General features: G+C 45.4%; 15 protein-coding genes. 9 read left to right on the top strand and 6 right to left on the bottom strand.

Annotated features, from left to right (window positions below):
* Positions 1-121 precede the first annotated feature (121 nt).
* From ABS362_RS00150 to ABS362_RS00135, 4 genes are all read left to right on the top strand, one after another.
* Positions 122-1,111 carry an enolase C-terminal domain-like protein gene (locus ABS362_RS00150; RefSeq protein WP_350409949.1) on the top strand — a complete coding sequence of 330 codons (990 nt, stop codon included), beginning with the start codon at positions 122-124 and terminating at the stop codon, positions 1,109-1,111.
* A 278-nt stretch (positions 1,112-1,389) separates the two neighbouring features.
* Positions 1,390-1,878: a MarR family winged helix-turn-helix transcriptional regulator gene (locus ABS362_RS00145; RefSeq protein WP_350409947.1), complete on the top strand. Its 489-nt coding sequence runs from the start codon at positions 1,390-1,392 to the stop codon at positions 1,876-1,878.
* A gap of 43 nt (positions 1,879-1,921) precedes the next feature.
* Complete coding sequence (locus ABS362_RS00140) at positions 1,922-2,581, top strand: YceI family protein (protein ID WP_350409946.1); 660 nt, start codon at positions 1,922-1,924, stop codon at positions 2,579-2,581.
* A gap of 117 nt (positions 2,582-2,698) precedes the next feature.
* Entirely contained in the window at positions 2,699-3,451 is a 753-nt protein-coding gene (locus ABS362_RS00135; protein WP_350409945.1) for a DUF6503 family protein, read from the top strand.
* Positions 3,452-3,522: 71 nt separating this feature from the next.
* On the opposite strand, the gene ABS362_RS00130 is transcribed toward ABS362_RS00135, so the two are convergent.
* The 6 genes from ABS362_RS00130 to ABS362_RS00105 all read right to left on the bottom strand — a co-directional run bounded on the left by ABS362_RS00130 (position 3,523) and on the right by ABS362_RS00105 (position 11,572).
* On the bottom strand, positions 3,523-4,812 hold the full coding sequence (locus ABS362_RS00130; RefSeq protein WP_350409944.1) for a WD40 repeat domain-containing protein: 1,290 nt from the start codon (positions 4,810-4,812) through the stop codon (positions 3,523-3,525).
* A gap of 2 nt (positions 4,813-4,814) precedes the next feature.
* On the bottom strand, positions 4,815-5,549 hold the full coding sequence (locus tag ABS362_RS00125) for an outer membrane beta-barrel protein (protein ID WP_350409943.1): 735 nt from the start codon (positions 5,547-5,549) through the stop codon (positions 4,815-4,817).
* Positions 5,534-6,499, bottom strand: a complete 966-nt coding sequence (locus ABS362_RS00120; protein ID WP_350409941.1) for a hypothetical protein — start codon at positions 6,497-6,499, stop codon at positions 5,534-5,536. Before ABS362_RS00120 ends, ABS362_RS00125 begins: the two co-directional genes overlap by 16 nt.
* A 10-nt stretch (positions 6,500-6,509) precedes the next feature.
* Positions 6,510-8,135 (bottom strand): IPT/TIG domain-containing protein, encoded by a 1,626-nt coding sequence (locus tag ABS362_RS00115; RefSeq protein WP_350409939.1) that lies wholly within the window; start codon positions 8,133-8,135, stop codon positions 6,510-6,512.
* 175 nt (positions 8,136-8,310) lie between these two features.
* Positions 8,311-8,853, bottom strand: coding sequence for a hypothetical protein (locus ABS362_RS00110; protein ID WP_350409938.1), 543 nt, complete (start codon positions 8,851-8,853; stop codon positions 8,311-8,313).
* A 547-nt stretch (positions 8,854-9,400) separates the two neighbouring features.
* A complete protein-coding gene (locus tag ABS362_RS00105) occupies positions 9,401-11,572 on the bottom strand; it encodes a S9 family peptidase (RefSeq protein WP_350409936.1) in 2,172 nt (723 codons plus the stop codon).
* A 245-nt stretch (positions 11,573-11,817) separates the two neighbouring features.
* Here ABS362_RS00105 and ABS362_RS00100 point away from each other — a divergent pair, with 245 nt between their 5' ends.
* The 5 genes from ABS362_RS00100 to ABS362_RS00080 all read left to right on the top strand — a co-directional run bounded on the left by ABS362_RS00100 (position 11,818) and on the right by ABS362_RS00080 (position 17,676).
* On the top strand, positions 11,818-12,099 hold the full coding sequence (locus ABS362_RS00100) for an ATP-dependent Clp protease adaptor ClpS (RefSeq protein ID WP_199108334.1): 282 nt from the start codon (positions 11,818-11,820) through the stop codon (positions 12,097-12,099).
* 9 nt (positions 12,100-12,108) lie between these two features.
* Positions 12,109-12,723 carry a recombination mediator RecR gene (recR, locus tag ABS362_RS00095; protein ID WP_350409934.1) on the top strand — a complete coding sequence of 205 codons (615 nt, stop codon included), beginning with the start codon at positions 12,109-12,111 and terminating at the stop codon, positions 12,721-12,723.
* A 939-nt stretch (positions 12,724-13,662) separates the two neighbouring features.
* Entirely contained in the window at positions 13,663-14,877 is a 1,215-nt protein-coding gene (locus ABS362_RS00090) for a pyridoxal phosphate-dependent aminotransferase (RefSeq protein ID WP_350409932.1), read from the top strand.
* Positions 14,877-15,896, top strand: a complete 1,020-nt coding sequence (locus tag ABS362_RS00085; RefSeq protein ID WP_350409930.1) for a bifunctional heptose 7-phosphate kinase/heptose 1-phosphate adenyltransferase — start codon at positions 14,877-14,879, stop codon at positions 15,894-15,896. Before ABS362_RS00090 ends, ABS362_RS00085 begins: the two co-directional genes overlap by 1 nt.
* Positions 15,877-17,676, top strand: coding sequence for a TrkH family potassium uptake protein (locus ABS362_RS00080; protein WP_350409928.1), 1,800 nt, complete (start codon positions 15,877-15,879; stop codon positions 17,674-17,676). Before ABS362_RS00085 ends, ABS362_RS00080 begins: the two co-directional genes overlap by 20 nt.
* The last annotated feature ends 134 nt before the right edge of the window (positions 17,677-17,810 follow it).

Below are 17,810 nucleotides of genomic sequence, written 5' to 3'. Positions count from 1 at the left end.
GCCTACAATGCCAATACTGTGAAGCCCAAAATTATAGTTTAAACAGCCACTATTTTATAGCTGCATCTTATGTTGTGCCTTATCAGTATATTTAGCCACACCTAAACTATAGATCTTGCTTATGCTAACCTGGCGAATAGAAGCACTGCACCTTAAACTAAAATACACCTGGCGCATAGCCCGCAATGCCAGCGACGAAAAAATGAATTTCCTGGTACAGGTATCTGACGGCAGTTATAGTGGTTTTGGCGAAGCGGCTCCCAACATCAGGTATGGCGAAACCCCGGACCTGTTGCTGCAGCAATACCAGGTCCTGATCATGGCAGGCCTGGGCAGTGTGAAGTCGATGGAAGACCTGTTGCAACTGCTGACAGAACATACGCCTGTAAACTCGCTGCGCTTTGCCATTGAGGCTGCCTACTTGCATTACTACTGCCAGGTAAAGCAAATTGCGGTGCACCAACTGCTGGGTCAGCCAATGCCGCAGCAGCAGGGTACCTGTTTTTCGTTGCCGATAATGGAGCCGGGGCAGGTAAAGGAGTTTATAGTGAAGCATAACCTGCAGCGTTTTCCGTGTCTTAAAATAAAAGTAAACAGCGAACAGGGGCCCGACCTGTTGCAACAGGTACTGGCCGTAGTAGATAAGCCAGTAGTGCTGGATGGGAATGAAAGCTGGCAGAACCCTGATGACCTGCTCCGCTTTCTGCAAACGATAGATACCCAACGTGTGCTTTTTATTGAGCAACCCATGCCTGCCTCCGAAGCTGCAGCCTACGCCCACCTAAAACCCTTGAGCCCATTGCCTTTGGTTGCCGACGAATCTGTGACTGACAATGCAGACTTTGAGATGTTGCGGCAGGAATTTCATGGAGTGAATATTAAACTGATGAAAGCCGGCGGTTACCTGAACGCGGTTCGGTTATTGCAGGACATCCGCAAACATGGGCTGATGGCAATGATCGGGTGTATGGTAGAAACCAGTTTAGGGATTTGGAGTGCCATGCAACTCAGCGCCGCCTTCGACTTTGCCGACCTGGATGGTTTTCTGATCATAGAAGATGAGCCTTTTAAACTAGTGCGTGAAGAACAGGGGATCTTGTACCTGAAGTAGGGTAATTGTTGAATGGTAAAATGGCTGATTGTTGCCAGGTCTATAGTTATCCCTGCGTGAGCAATGGAGCGGTTGTCTGAGCTCCTATAGTTTGGCTTAAACTATAGAGCTTGCCGTGAGAGCTTGCCGGCACGTCCAGAGAAAAATCTGGTGAAACTATAGGCTTTTGATATCTGCTTCTAACTATAGTTAACTAACCATCATTAAACCTTCAAACATTATTTTTAATCTTTTTGAAACTAAACTGAAAAAAAAGATGTATTGTGTTTGTACATTAAATGTATGTACATATATTTGCATCATCATTCATGACAACGATGAAGATAGAAGAAGAAATTAAGCAGAGCTCCTTTAAAAGCGAGTACCATAAAGCATACATCAACATGCTTTATACAGCAAACTGGCTGGAGCAGGAGCAAAGCAATTTATTTAAACCGTTTGGCGTTACGCTGCCGCAATATAATGTGCTTCGCATTTTACGGGGGCAACACCCAAAGCCGGCAACGGTAAGTTTGCTGATAGAGCGCATGCTTGATAAAACATCGAACGCATCGCGGATAGTAGACAAACTGGAAGCAAAAGAACTGGTAACACGCAAGCAATGCCCTAACGACCGCCGCACTGTAGATGTGCTGATAACCGACAAAGGACTTGACCTGCTGAAACAAATGGACGACCTGGACGGCGGCTCGAAGACCGGTATCCGGAACCTAACAGAAGATGAAACAATAACGCTTAACCGCCTGCTCGATAAGATCAGAGATTAACTAAAAAGTAACCAATACCTAACTATAAATTAAATCAAGTAAAATGAAAAAAGTAGCAATTCTTGCATCACTTGCCGGCGCCCTGATCATGACGGCTTATGCTGGCAATACAACAAAAAATGAAACAGCTGTTGCCACTACCGAAGTAGCAGCCCCTGCTAAAGGCCGTGTTTACAACGCTGTTATCGAAAAGAGCGAAGTAAAATGGAACGGTAAGAAAGTAACTGGCGAGCACTCTGGTACAATCGGTGTAAAGAGCGGTAACCTGGTTATCAACAAAAACAAAGTGACTGGCGGTAAATTCGTTATCGACATGAACTCTATCACTGTTACTGATATCACTGATCCGGAGTATAACGGCAAACTGGTTGGTCACCTGAAGTCTGACGATTTCTTTAGTGTAGAAAAACACCCAACTGCTACTTTCGAAATTAAGGCACTTGCCCCGATCGCAAAAGCTGCTGCTGGTAAGCCAAACTATAAAGTAAACGGTTTATTAACTATAAAAGGCATTACCAAGCCAGTGCAGTTCCCGGCAACTATAACTGTTAAAGACGGTGTAGCTACTGCTAAAGCTGATGTTACTGTAAACCGTGCGCAGTACGATGTGAAGTATGGTTCTGAGTCGTTCTTCGGTAGCCTTGGCGACAAAGCGATCATGGATGATTTTACTGTATCTTTCAATGTAACTGCAAAGCAGTAATCTGAGTAGATATAACTGGTTTTGATTCCGCCCCGGCGCTCTCTGTAGTGTCGGGGCGGTTTTCTTTTAGCCTAATTTATAGTTTGTTACCTTTGATAAAAAATATCCCCTGTAATAATGCGTCTACTTCACACTTCCATAACTATAGTTTTTGCTTTATTGCTGTTTGCGGCCTGCGAACCCAAAGCTCCATCGGCCCAGGAAATTGTAGACAAAGCCATTGCCACGCACGGTGGCGAAAAGTTTAACAAGGTCATCATTACGTTTAAGTTCCGGGATTATGTTTACAGGGCTCTGCGCGACAACGGTGCTTTTGTGTACAGCCGCACCTTTACCGACAGCACAGGCCAGCGCGTGTACGACGTGCTGCAGAACAGTGGCTTTACCCGAACTATAAACGACCAGAAAGTTGAGCTGCCAGAAGATAAAGTAAAAGCCTACAGCAATTCTGTGAACGGCGTAATTTACTTTGCACTGCTGCCTTATTTTTTAAACGATGATGCTGTGCAGAAGGAATACCTTGGAGAAGTAACTATAAAAGGCGAACCCTACTATAAAATTAAAGTAACCTTTGCCCGGGAAGGCGGCGGCGAAGACCACGAAGACGAATACGTGTACTGGTTCCATAAAGAGAACCACACCATGGACTACCTGGCCTATTCGTTTTTAGTGGAAGGCGGCGGCACACGTTTCCGGGAGGCTGTAAACCCGCGCAAAGCAGGCGGCATCCTTTTCCAGGATTACGTTAATTATGCCGCAGAGAATAAAACTTTCCCGATCGAGAACTACGATACTGCCTTCGAAGCCGGTAACCTGAAAAAAATATCGGATATTAACCTGGAAGAGATAGAGGTTAAAACGATAGAGTAATTAGCTGAACTAGGATCTATAGAATTCAGGTTTCGTGTTAAGAAAGCAACATGGGTTAATGCATTACCGATCTATTTCTGATAGTGAACTTTGATGCTATGCCCGGATGGGTTAATCTGCCCGTCTTTATCTATAATGGTAAAGTTCAGATCGCTACCGTTAGCAGCCAGGTTAACTGTAACCGAAAATTTTCCGTTGCGCCTAACGTCTATTGCTATAGTTTCTTTTCCGTGTAGCAGATGCATGCCTGCTACCATTTTCGGCCTGCTAACTTCGCCCTCTATCTTTACCACATTCTCATCAGCTTTAAATTCATAGTGTTGCTCTTTGTACTGCTGCTTGTTAATAGCTGTAATAATAAGCTCATGTGGGATATTATAAATTTTCTGAAAGTAATCTGTTAGCATAACACCACCGCCAAGCGTAGCAACAGCCACACGGTAGCTGTTTGGCTGAAAAGCGGCCTTCCAGGCATATTGGTACCCTTTGTGGTTTATCAGGGTATTACGGTACTTTTTATAATAGTAGTTTTCAGGCGAATCAGCACGGCTGATAGTCATGTTGTTGTCGTGGCCGGTACTTACAAAGTAGGAGCCGTTTGTCTGGTAATCGACGCTTGTTATCCAGTTTGTATGAAGCTTCCTGAATTCCTGTACCGGAGTTGTAGCCTCAGCCCCCTGGAGTTTCCAGATCAGTGTGCGCTTATCGTCGCCGGAGCTGGCAATGGTATTACCGTCAGGGTGCATGGCAATGCTTCTTACCCAGTTGGTATGCCCCAGTAGTGTTTTATACAATTTTTTTTCTGAAAGCTGCCACACCATCACCTGGCAGTCGCCGCCTCCACTTATCAGGTAATCCCCGGATTTACTGAAAGCTACCGATGTTACATCTGCTGTGTGTCCTTTAAAAACTGTTTCTTCCTTTCCGGAGGCCATGTTCCATACTTTTACCAGGTGATCGGCGCCGGCGGTGGCTACAAAGTTGCCATCCGGGCTTACAGCTACGGCAGTTACCGGGCCCTGATGTGCCGCTACACGCTTTTGCGGAGTACCAGCGACTGTATTCCATAGCACCAGCTGCCCATCTTTACTCCCGGAAACAAGCATGTTGTCATTTACATAAGCAAGCGCCAGCACTGCAGATTCGTGACCACTTAAGGTTTGTATTAACTGTTGCTGCTCCAGTGCCCATATATTTATCCGGTTGCCTTCGGTTGTAGCTAATTTGCTGCCATCCTTACTGAATCCCAAGTCATATACTATAGCTTTCGGGTCGCCTAGTGTTGTATGTTCGACTTTCTGTGCATACAGCGAGCTGTAAATGAGAAGGCCAGCCCATAAAAGTGTCCACTTCTTCAGCATAATTAATAATATGTTTTGGTTTTAAACAGCCTGACAAACATCCCCAGCTTCACATCCCAGGAAGCAAGGTCTTCCTGCAGCAGCAACATCTGTTCGGTCCGGTGCCGGTGGTAGCCTGCCTGTAAGGAAACACCAACAGCATCGGACAGCAGCATTTCTGCCCCTGCGGTAGCACCAAACCCCAAAATATTGCTCTGCTGACTTGCCTGCGGTCTTGTAAACATAATATTCAGGAGTGCGGGGTGGTCGGGGTTGCCGGGATTTGAGGAAAGAGAATCGACAGTATAGGTAAAGCTGTCATGTGCTATGCTTACCCTACCATAGGTTACATTAGCCTGAAGAAAAGGAGTAAAGCGATGTATCCTGCCTGAAGGGTATATTCGGGCGACCGCATTCAGGGTGCTGGCGTTCAGCTTAAAATTAACGCTTTCACGCTGGTTCGGGATCTGTATGGTTTTGTAGGTAGTAACGGAAACCCCGCTTCCTACTGCCAGCCATTGGTTCAGGTTTCGTATTAATTGTGCCTCGGTTCTTATCCCGGCTTTCATATTACCTGCCAAAGACAGGAAGGGATAACCTTCTTTTACGAAATACTCATCTCCGGTGGGGTGCGCTGTGCCTATAGTTACATCAGCCTGCCATTTGTGTATAAACTGTGCGCTTGCTTTTTGGGACAGAGAAAGTAAGCACAGACATAAGGCAGCTATTCCGGGTATATATTTTATTCGTAAATCCATTCCAGTTGCAATGTTAGCGTCCCATTACCGTATTCAGATTTTACCGTAAGTTCCTTGACAGGGTACGATGGTATGATACTGTTCTTCACATTAAGCAGTGGTATTTTAGCTCCGATGTATTCGTCCTTATACTTGAAAATATACTCCTGGCCCTCTTTTGAAGCCAGATACTCGCCTAAATTGGCATAGGCACTGCTTGCGTTATTACAGCTAATAGAAGTGTAGAGCTGAGGATTTACTAATAAGTGGTCGCGCACCCCGATATAGTATGGTCTTCTGAAATCTGTGATAGTATCATTTACTTCAAAGGAAGCACCTTCCCGTGGGGCATCGGGTTGTACTTCCGACTTATAAAAGTAACTACTCGCGGTATTGCTATAGTTGTTTGTATTGTTCTCAATCATCAGGTATAGGTCGCAGGCAGTACCTGAGGCATCTGGTATTCTATAGTTGTTGCCGCAGTAATAGATGTCGCTCCGGTCATAGGGCTGGTCGCAGCCTCCGAAAATATAGCCGTTGTAGGTTGCCCGCTTTATCCGGATGCCTTTTAAGACCTTTGCTGAATTTATCTTTACACTATAAGTAGACAGGCTGTTTTCCGGCAGGGGGCTTACAGGCTCAAAACTGACGATCGTGTTCTGAAAAACTTCTCTTGTTGTAAGGTCTATCCAGGTTGCTTTAATCCAGAGCTTTTCTGCCCCGATATTTGCTATAGCTATAATCCCGGTTCCGTTTGTTATGCCCGCAACATAGGCGTTACTTTCATTCTTCCAGTCTGTTTCGTTGGCGTAAATGCTAACTTCTGCATTCGGTACTGGCTGGTTCTGGCTGTTTACCACCTTTACATTCAGCCTTCTCTCCGGGGCGGGCATGTTAAGTTCCTCCTGGCAGGAAAACAGCAACCCAAGCAGAAGATATAAAAGCAGCTGTAGCTTTATACTTTTTATCATGATCGGTAAATTATGGAGCAGGAGTATACTCCCAAACAGATGATGTATTATAGAATTTGTTGTGCTGGTAAACAGCATAAGCTTTTCCGTTCAGGGCAAAACTTACCATCCCTTCACCGTTTATACCTGAACCCACGCCATCAAAACTGGCCACTTCCTGCCACGTATCTGTAGCAGGGGAATATTGCCAGAAGTCTCTTTTATCAGGTCCGTTATAACTATAGATAGAAAGATTTACAGTACCACCTATAACGTAACCAGCCTGGCCGATTGCGTAGCCTGTCATACCGCTTTTCAGCTGGCCCGGGAAATCCTTTTTCTGACTCCAGGTGTTGGTTCCAGGGTTATAAGCCCACACTTCGGGGAGAACCTTATTATTATGGGTGGGTGCCACTAAGTAAGCGGTTCCGTTTATTTCGAAAGTTACGGCATTGCTGGTTGATGTCCCTGGGAAATCGGCTATTCTGGTCCAACTGTCGGTAACAGGTGTATACTGGTAGAAATCTTTTCGAACCACTCTGTTTCCCCAACTATTTATAGTATAATCGCCACCACCTATATAAGCATGATTGCCGATGGTAAAGCTGGAGATATTGACATTAGAGTACTGATAGAAAATTGGTGGCGATAGTTTTTGTTCCTGCACACCAGTAACCGGATCGATAGCGTGAAGCTGTATCTCGTAGAGGTTCTGGGTTGTGTTGTTATAGTTGGGCGCTACCGCACCCGCATAGATTTTACCGTTTAATCCAAAGGCTGTCTGAAATTCGTGATATGTATTGATATTGATCGGGAGTTTATTCCAGTTGTCTGCACCCGAGGTATACTGGTAAACTTTAACCGGCAGGTAAGGCAGCAGCCCGGCAATATATCCTTTATCATTCAGTGAAAAGGCGCTGGCCCCAGATCGATTCAGACCTATGTTCAAGCCTATATTCAGGTCCTGCAACCGTTTCCATTTACCTTGTAGTATGCGCAAAAGCTCCGGGGCTTTTACTGTTTGTCCAGCCCTTGTTACCGATACTTCATATTCACCTGCTGTTATATGTTGCGGAATAGTAAAGAATAGAATTGCATCCTGATCCAGATCATTGGAAATGTACACTGAGTTAACTGGTACTACTATATCGCCAATCTTTAAAATGTTCTCATCCGGTTTACTGCTGAAGTTAGTGCCATGGATCGTCATACTGTTTCCTGCCCCTCCCTCATAGAAATCAGTTTCAACTGCTGAATTTATGTAACTGACCCTGTTGATAGTAATTGTTGATGTTATAAATGCTTGAGTACTACCCCAGTGTACCTGCTCCTTATCTTTAGCATAGAAGCGGTAGTAGTATTTTTTATTCGCATCCAGGTTTTTGGCAACTATACTATAGGGTCCGGCTTTGCCTCCCTCCGAAACTTTAAACAATATGCCCGTTTCAGGAGTAGGTTCCGGATCCTGAGAAAGAATGAAGCCTGCTTCTACAATTGGTAAAGGGCCAGTTTCAAGTATCTCAGCACGTAGTTCGGCAGAGTCTACGGTAATAAAAAATGGAGGACGGGTATTAATAACGGTCTTGTCGCTTTTGCGTAATGGCCCAATCATTTCCTCTTCTTCTGAGCAGCTCCAGAGGCAGAGCGCAGCAAACATGAAAAGTAGGGATAACCGTAAAAAGTGACTATGGCCACACATATTGCTGCCGGCCCAGTTTCGTATCAATTTCACTTAAGTTTGTTCTTGCTTAAAATAAGAGATTGCTATAGTATAATTCTCCTATAAATATAGGAACAAATTAGAAAAAAATATAAAAGGTTATTGATATATATTATTCTATCTCAAACTCTTTAGGTAATTCTATTGGCAGTGGCTTGTTGCGATTGAGTATCTGCTCCAGGTAATCGTCTATATCTGATTTATATTCCAGGTGGTAATCTTCGTGCAGGTTTTTGCGGATAAGCTGTATGGTTTTGAGCAGGAGCTTGGCTGTGCTGGTATAGAACACTTTATAGTAGCTGTCGAACTGGCCGGTATAGTTCCGGAAGATGATGCCTAATACATAGAGGTGCAGTTCTACTTCCGCTTTTTTGTCTTTGGTGATGCGTTTAAAACGGGCAACTTCCTTCAGGGCTTTGCGCAGGGCTTTAGCCAGTGCTTTGGTTAAGCTACGGCCTGTGGCGTTCAGCAACAGCTCATGTATCACATCCTGGCTTCGTTCCTGCAATTCTTCCAACGTAACTTCGCCAAGCTCATAGGCAAACATGTCGTATAGTTCGGCATCGCGGCGCACGGCTTTCAGCAACAGCGTTTCTTTCTCTTTGTCACCGAGTTGTTTTATGGCTTTTTTGAAGGATGCGGATGGTGCAGGCATCAGGATACGGTCTATAGTTTATTAATTCTGCAAAGGTACGTATTTGAGAGATTTAGGTAAATTTATAGTTGTGGGTTGATGACTATAGTTTATTAACTATAGTTTGATCAATATGGTACGAGCCATGCCTCACGCTCTTTCGGATTTACAATCCGGAAGTTGGCTTTTCGCGGATTTGTAATCCGCAGTAATAGAGGCAGTAGCTATTGAAAGGCAAGCGGATTGCAAATCCGCAGGTATTGTACTTCCGGATTGCAAATCCGAAAGAGCATAAGTAACTATGGATAGTAAATACCGCAAGTTGCGCTACCGCTAAACTTGCGGAAGGAATTGCATCCTGTTCATCCTTAAATCCTGAAAATCCTGGTTCAGACAAAAAAAGATCCAAAGCATTGCGTCTCTATAATCTATCAAATCCCTCATTGATCCCGGTTCATACAGATCACACCCTAAGCTTAATCCCGCCATCTTTCACATCTTAAAAATCTTAGTTTCGGGACCATAAACAAAAAAGGCGCTGAGATGATCAGCGCCTTTTCTATAGTTGTTATTGTTGCGGAGTAGCTTTCAGGTTATCATCCAGGTACTGCGTTACTTTTCGCATCAGGTGCACGCGGTCTTTGCCGATCACGTTGTGCGGGTGGCCAGGGTACACAAAGTAGTCCAGTAATATGCCTTCGTCAACCGCTTTTTTGATGAACGCTAAACTGTGCTGCCATACTACTACATCATCCACAGTGCCGTGTATCATCAGCAGTTTGCCTTTCAGGTTCTTTACGTGGTTCAGCAGGTTGGCATTATTGTAGCCTTCCGGGTTCTGCTCCGGGGAGTCCATGTAGCGCTCAGTATACATCACTTCATAGTATTTCCAGTCGATAACCGGACCACCGGCCACGCCTACTTTAAAAGTCTCCGGCGATTTCAGCATCATAGAAGTTGTCATAAATCCACCGAAGCTCCAGCCATGTATGCCCATGCGGTTTGCATCCACATAAGGCAACGATTTCAGGTACTCAACACCACGCAGCTGGTCGGCCATTTCTACAGTACCCAGTTGGCGGAATGTTTTCTGCTCAAATTCAAGGCCGCGCCCGGATGTTCCACGTGGGTCCAGGGTAAACACGATGTAGCCTTTCTGCGCCATCAATTGCATCCAAAGGTTTGCGCCACCCAGCCAGCTGTTCGTAACCAACTGCAAATGCGGACCACCATACACATACACCACTACCGGGTATTTCTTATTCTTATCAAAGTTCGGAGGCGTGATCATGCGGGTATACAGGTCCGTTCCGTCATCCGCTTTAATCGGGAAGATCGTAACTTCACCAAGCGCATATTCCGCTACCGGGTTTTTAGAAGTTAATAAAGTCTGAGCCACTTTACCATCTTTAGTATTGATCACCCAGATCTTACGTGGTGTTACCTGGCTGCTGTACGTGTCGATGATGTAGTTACCGTTCGGGCTTAGCTTGGCGCTGTGCGTGCCACTGCCCTGAGACAGACGAGTGCTTTTGCCATTGCTTAGGTCAACACTATAAAAGTGGCGTTCCAGCGGGCTTTCTGCCGTCGAGCTATAGTATAGCTTCTTGCCATCTTTGCTGAAACCAAGCACATCCGTTACCATCCAATCCCCTTTGGTCAGGGTTCTGATCTCTTTGCCGTTGGTGTCATATAAGTACAAATGGTCGAAACCGGTACGCTCGCTCACTCTAACAAACTGGTTTTGCTTGCCGGGCACAAAGTATAACCCTTTCTCAGGCTCTACATATTTAGCGTGTTTTTCTTCCAGCAGCGTTTTTACAAATTCACCGGTTGCAGCATCGTACTGGTTCAGTTTCATGTGGTTCTGGTCGCGGTTAACTACAGCTAAATAAATATGCTTTTCGTCGGGGCTCCAGGTTATGTTGGTCAGGTATTGCTCGGCCGGCTCGCCGGTTTTCAGGAAAGTGGTTTGCTTTGTAGCTGTGTTGTAAACACCCACGGTTACGTGGTGGCTCTTGCCACCAGCCATCGGGTATTTAATGTTGTTCTGCGTAGCCGGAAGCGGTGCTATGTCTACCAAAGGGTAATCAGTCACCATAGTCTGGTCCATGCGGTAAAAAGCCAGATTCTTTCCTGTTGGCGACCAGAAAGTACCTTTAGAAATACCGAACTCAGAGCGGTGCGCAGCCTGTCCGTTAACAATAGCTTCATCTTTTTCAGAAGTAACAGCTATATCTGCCGTGCCCGGAAGAGATACGTACAGGTTGTTACCTTTGGTGTAAGCTACGCGCTGTTTGGTTGGATCCAGTTCAGCATTCTCAGCATCCGTTGCGTAAGTCGTGACTACAGTTGCTTTACCGGTCTTCAGGTTATAATTATAGACCTTTCCCTGCATGTTCAGCACCAGCGTATTGGCATCTTTCCACTGCACCGCCGGGAAGCTCTTCACTTCTTTGCCGCCTGCCCCCTGTATAGCAGCGCTCAGTTTATCGACGGTAAGTATTGTAGTGCGTTTGCTTGATTTCGCGTTGCCACGAACTAAGGCATTGTCTTTTACATAAGTAAAATCATCGGAGCCAGCTACCCAGCTCAGTTGGCGCAGGTTTTCGGGTTGAAGTGCCGGGTTAATGATGGCATCTTCCATGGTCAGCATTTTGTCCTGGGCCTGAACCTGCAATGAAGCCGCAGCCAGTAAAAACGTAAATGCCAGACCTTTCAATCGGTTAGAAAAGATCATTATAAGGTATATTGGTGGTTGTAAAACGTGTAATTACCTGCAAGAAAACAGGAATATCGGTAAAGAGCAAAAATAGCGCCTTTTATGCGTGGCGGGGTGTAAAACTATAGTTAAGTATGTTAAGTGTGCAGGAATTATAAGCAGCTCCGGATTGTTTAAAACTATACTTCAGGCGGCAGCAGCCAGGCTGTGTTATAGTTAAGTTGCGGCTTCCTAAAGTCCTGTAAAATACCTAAATTTGCACTATGAATACTGAGAGAGAAATTTTACATCAGGAAGATGTTGCGGTGCTGGAAGAGAACACCGACCTGCGCCAGCTTATCGTTTTTAATGATGACGTAAATACCTTCGACCATGTGATCGAGACGCTTATAAAAGTATGCGGCCACACGGCTGAACAGGCAGAGCAATGCACGCTGCTGATCCATTACAAAGGCAAGTGTACCGTTAAAATGGGCTCTTACGAAGAGTTGTCAGGTATGTGTACTTCGCTGCATAACAAGTCGCTTTCTGCGGATATTCAGTAAGGAGGGTACATGGAGTTTCCGTCGAAGCTGATAGAAAATGCCGTGGAAGAGCTGGCCAAGCTACCCGGTGTAGGAAAAAAAACGGCCCTTCGCTTAGCGCTGCACCTGCTTAAAAACGAGTCGGAAGATACTTTCTCGCTGGCCGAAGCGCTGGTGAAAATGCGCACCGAAGTAAAACATTGCACTACCTGCCATAACATTTCAGATACCGAAGTGTGCGGTATCTGTGCCAATCCACTCCGCGACCGTAGTTTGCTATGCGTGGTTAGTGATATCCGGGATGTGATCGCGATCGAAAATACCTCACAGTACAAAGGGTTATATCATGTGCTGGGTGGTGTTATCTCGCCTCTGGAAGGTGTTGGCCCATCAGACCTGCACATCGATAGTTTGCTGGAACGCCTGCTGCCAAACTCAGAAGTTAAGGAAGTGCTGATGGCGATAAGTCCAACTATGGAGGGCGATACTACTGCTTTTTACCTTACCCGTAAACTACGTGACCATCAGAACCTGAAGATAACATCTATTGCCCGTGGCATACCGGTTGGCGGTGAGTTGGAGTATACCGATGAAATTACCTTAGGCCGGAGTATAGTGGAGCGTACTGCTTACGGAAGGTCTTAAGTTAAACTATAAAGTTTCGAAAAAGGGTTGCAGCTATAATTGCAACCCTTTTTTATGGGCAATAATGCTGTCAGTTCGAACTAAGTGAGAAATCTATTTCCGATTGTAGATGGCTAAGACCTAACAGTGTGCGCAGCTCCTGCTAGTGTCTGATGTCCTATAGTTTATTTTCCTTCCAACTTGAACCAAGCTATAGTTTCAAATCACTTCTAATCCTGGGAGCTCAACTTGCCTATTGTTTCAACTCAGCTTTGGTGCCCTTACGGCCGGGAGGCCCCGTCTTCGGGCATCGCGCTGTGTACATTTCCTTTTCTCGTACCTCGAAATGCCTTTCGGCACCGGAAATCTACAAGGCGCTCAACCCAAAGACTGAGATCTTTCTCATAGTTACCTCTATTCTATATTTGGAAACAGCATTTCTTCGAGATTTATCATGGTGGTATTTCCGTAGGGACAGGTCGCGACCTGTCCGAATCTTGGTTTGTAACTATAGAACTTTAAAGCTAACTATAGCAACAGCAGAAAGTCCCCCTTTGAAGGGGGCGAAGGGGGATGTTAATTCGCAATCGATAAAACACCTTTCCGACCTCCTCAAGGAGGGATTTTTCTTGTAGTATCCCCAAAAATCCCCGCCTTAGATAAGTTGCAGATCCCTGACTTGTTTCGGGAGAGGGTGCAGGAGTGGTTTGATTTCGCTAACTATAGAACTATAAATCCAGACACTAGCAGGAGCTTCGCACATTACTAGGCCTCAATCCTGCAACTCCTTTAATCCTGAAAATCCTGATTCAGACAAATTTAATATCCCGATTACTTTATACTTCCGCAACATTTCACCAACTTACCTGATTAACAAAACCCATTTAGCTGTTTTACAGGCCTGCTTTCTGGAAAGTCTGTAACAGAATAAGTACCTTTGGGCCTTTAAATGAAAAGTTCATGCAGGATATAGAAGAAGTGAGCAGTACCTTATCTGACAGAATAACCGCCCTGTCTGAGTCGCAAACTATAGCAATGGCCAAAAAAGGCCGTGAGCTGGCTGCGCAGGGGCACGATGTGATAAACCTAAGCTTCGGAGAACCCGATTTCCAGACGCCGCAATACATAAAAGACGCCGCCAAAAAAGCGATTGACGACGGTTTTACCTTTTACACCCCGGTTGCCGGCTACCCGGAACTACGCCAGGCTATAGCTGATAAATTTAAACGCGACAATAACCTCGACTATAAGCCTGAGAATATAGTTGTATCAACAGGTGCCAAGCAAAGTATTGCCAATGCCGTGTTGTGTTTGGTAAACCCTGGCGATGAGGTGATCATTTTCTCGCCTTACTGGGTGTCGTATGAGGAAATCGTGAAACTGGCGGAAGGTACGCCGGTGCAGGTAACGGGAAACCTTGAAAACGACTTTAAAGTTACGCCGGCACAGCTCGAAGCTGCCATTACTTCCAACACTAAACTGGTCATGTATTCTTCGCCATGCAACCCGACGGGCTCTGTATTTACGAAGGACGAACTATACGCATTGGCTAAAGTGCTGGAAAAATATCCGCAGGTACATATTATTGCCGATGAAATTTACGAATACATCAACTTTGAAGGCGAGCATGCCAGCATGGCCAGCTTCGACTTTATAAAAGACCGCGTTATCACAGTTAATGGCTTCTCAAAAGGCTATGCCATGACTGGCTGGCGTGTGGGCTACATTGCAGCCCATAAAACCATTGCTGCTGCCTGCGATAAAATGCAGAGCCAGATAACCTCCGGAACTTGTTCTATTGCTCAGAAAGCAGCTTTTGCAGCACTGCAAGGTGGCAACGCATCAGCTATCGAGATGCGCGATGCATACCACCGTCGCCGTAACCTGGTGCTGGAACTGATGAACGATATCCCTGGCTTTAAAACAAATGTGCCGGAAGGTGCTTTCTATATTTTCCCGGATGTGAGTTACTATTTTGGGATGAGCTACGAAGGCAAAACAATACAGAATGCACTGGACCTGTGCATGTTTTTATTGACCGATGCCCTGGTGGCTATAGTTAGTGGCGAAGCGTTTGGCGCACCGCAGTGTGTTCGCTTCTCTTATGCTACTTCAGATGATAAACTGGTTGAGGCGCTGCGTCGCATAAAGGAGAGCCTGGCAAAACTTCAGTAATGGATCAGATCAATAGTTTAGAAGATATTTTTGAAGCCTTTAATGGTCTTAATGTACTTATAATTGGCGACGTGATGATCGACTCCTACTTATGGGGCAAATCAACGCGCATATCGCCGGAAGCGCCTGTTCCTATAGTTAACGTTGTAAAACGCGAGAAACGCCTGGGCGGAGCTGCAAACGTAGCATTGAACATTCAGGCTTTGGGAGCTACCCCGCTGCTTTGCTCTGTGATAGGAGATGATGCGGATGGTGGCGATTTCCTGCGCCTGCTGGAAGAAAAAGGTTTGTCTACGGAAGGTATAGTGCAGAGCCCGGAACGCGTTACAACTATAAAGCACCGCATTATTGCCAGTGCCCAGCAACTATTACGCATCGACGCCGAGATTGAAACAGAGCTTACAGCTTACGACAACCGCCACCTGGAGGAGCGCTACCTGAAACTACTTGAGAAAGCGGATGTGGTGGTGCTGGAAGATTATGACAAAGGTGTTTTCACGGAAGAAAATATCAAACGGTTTATACAACTGGCAAACGATCGCAACATCCCAACCGTCATCGACCCTAAAAAGAAAAACTTCCTGAGCTATGTTGGGTGCACTTTGTTCAAACCAAATTTAAAGGAACTGAAAGAAGGCCTGAAAGTAGAGTTTGCTGACGAGAACCTGAGTGCTTTTGAAGATGCCGTAGCCGAACTACAGCAACGCCTGCAAACGGAACAGGTGCTGGTAACACTTTCTGAGCGAGGGGTATTTATTGCGAACGGCCACGAAAAAACGTACATTGATGCACATCGCCGGTCTATTTCAGATGTGTCCGGTGCTGGCGATACGGTTATAAGTATAGCTGCGCTTTGTATGGCACTGCATACCTCTGTACAGTTCCTGGCTGGCTTGAGCAACCTGGGCGGCGGTCTGGTTTGCGAGCAGGTTGGCGTAGTGCCTATTAACAAACAACGCTTACTGGACGAAGCAAAACAGGTGAAGCTATTCGAGATATATGAACACAGAACAGCTTAACAGGGCACTTTACGGCAGCAAGCTAACGGCGTATGCACTCATGCGGCGTACGACGTATGTGCTTACCATACTATCAGTGGGCTTGTTGATCTATGCCCATGGAGTAGTAGAGAGTCCGGTAAGTTTACGTTACCTGTTCTATGCCATTGATGCTATTCTGGCAGTATTTGTATTCATCTATTTCCTGCGAATCCTGTATACCTTCGAGCGGATCAAGTTTCTGAAACGGACTTGGTTTGAAGGCACTCTGATGGCCATTATTTTTGTAAACCAAGTGGGCACTTACCTGTTCGGTTTCCCGGTTGTGTATACTGTTTTTGAAGGTGTAGGCATACCTCTTTCCGTGGAAATGTACCGGGTAGTGGTTTCACTTTACATGCTGGTGCTGCTTATTATCGAGCTCCTGGAAACCAAAGTGCACCTGAAAACGCTGCAACTAAAGCCCTCAACTATATTTATTATGAGTTTTGTGTTCCTGGTTCTGATTGGGGCAGGGCTTTTTATGCTTCCTAAAATGACTACGGTTTCCGGAGGTATGCGTTTTATAGATGCTTTGTTTATGGCTACCAGTGCTGCCTGTGTAACAGGATTAGCTGTAGTAGACCCAGGTACTTATTTTACTTTTTCCGGTCAGGTAGTATTGTTGATGATCATTCAGTTAGGCGGACTTGGTATAGTAACGTTTGCTACTTTTTTTGCATCTATGATGCGGCAGGGGATGGGGTTAAAGCAGCACGTTGCAGTCCATGAGTTACTGGAGGGCGAAACCTTGTTCTCTTCTAAAGGTCTGTTACGAAAGCTTGTTGTTTTAACCTTTTTGATAGAAACTATAGGCGCTATACTTGTTTTCATGACGTGGGGCCCACAAGTACAATTTGACACTTTAGGAAGTAAAATATTCTACTCGGTCTTCCATGCTGTGTCAGCATTCTGTAATGCCGGCTTTTCGCTTTACCCGGCAGGGCTATACACAGAGCCAGTGCGCTTCTCTTATATTATGCATCTTGTGGTAGCGCTATTAATCATATTCGGCGGTATCGGTTTCCCAACTATAGTTGATGTGCTTTCGCCACGGGCTATGCGCGAGCGTATGAATGCCCCTTGGAAGAACTGGAAACTCTTAACACGTGTAACTATTTATACTTCTATTGCACTCATTGCTTTAGGTATGGTAGGTTTCTTTCTACTGGAGTATTTCAACACATTGTCCACTTTGAGCTTTGCCGAAGCATTAATAACTTCCTTTTTCCAGTCTGTCACAACACGTACTGCCGGCTTTAATTCGGTTGATATTTCGCAGCTGACTACGCCTACGTTAATGATGTTTATTTTCCTGATGTTTATCGGGGCATCACCAGGCTCTACGGGTGGTGGTATAAAAACGACAACTTTTGTGGTAGTTCTGCTGGCGGTGTCGGCAACTATACGGGGCAAGAAAGAGTTGGAGATCGGTAACCGTTCTATCCCGCATTCTGTGGCTTACAAGGCTTTTTCGGTTTTTGCGTTTGCGGCTTTGCTTAATATGTTTTTCCTGTTTGTACTAACTATCAGCGATGCGCAATATGATATTATGCGCCTGGCTTTTGAGCAGATTTCAGCTTTTGCCACGGTTGGGTTGAGTACTGGCATAACCGCAGGCTTATCAGATATAGGCAAGTCTGTTATTATCCTGTCGATGTACATTGGTAGGGTAGGTACGCTTACACTGGCACTGGCTCTAAGCACGCGCGCCGCAACCACAGCCTATAAGTATCCAGCAACCCATTTGCCGGTAGGATAACCTTTATAGTTTAAGAGTTTGGGAGTTAGAGAGTTTAGGAGTTGGGAAGGTGTAAGTTAGAAAGTTGGGATGTTAGAAGGATAGAAAGTGATGAAATAATAAAAGTAAAGGCCCGCAAATTTTGCGGGCCTTTA

This window comes from Pontibacter populi (genome assembly GCF_040278685.1).
GTDB classification, from domain to species: domain Bacteria; phylum Bacteroidota; class Bacteroidia; order Cytophagales; family Hymenobacteraceae; genus Pontibacter; species Pontibacter populi.
This window is presented reverse-complemented; position numbering and strand designations above follow the sequence as displayed.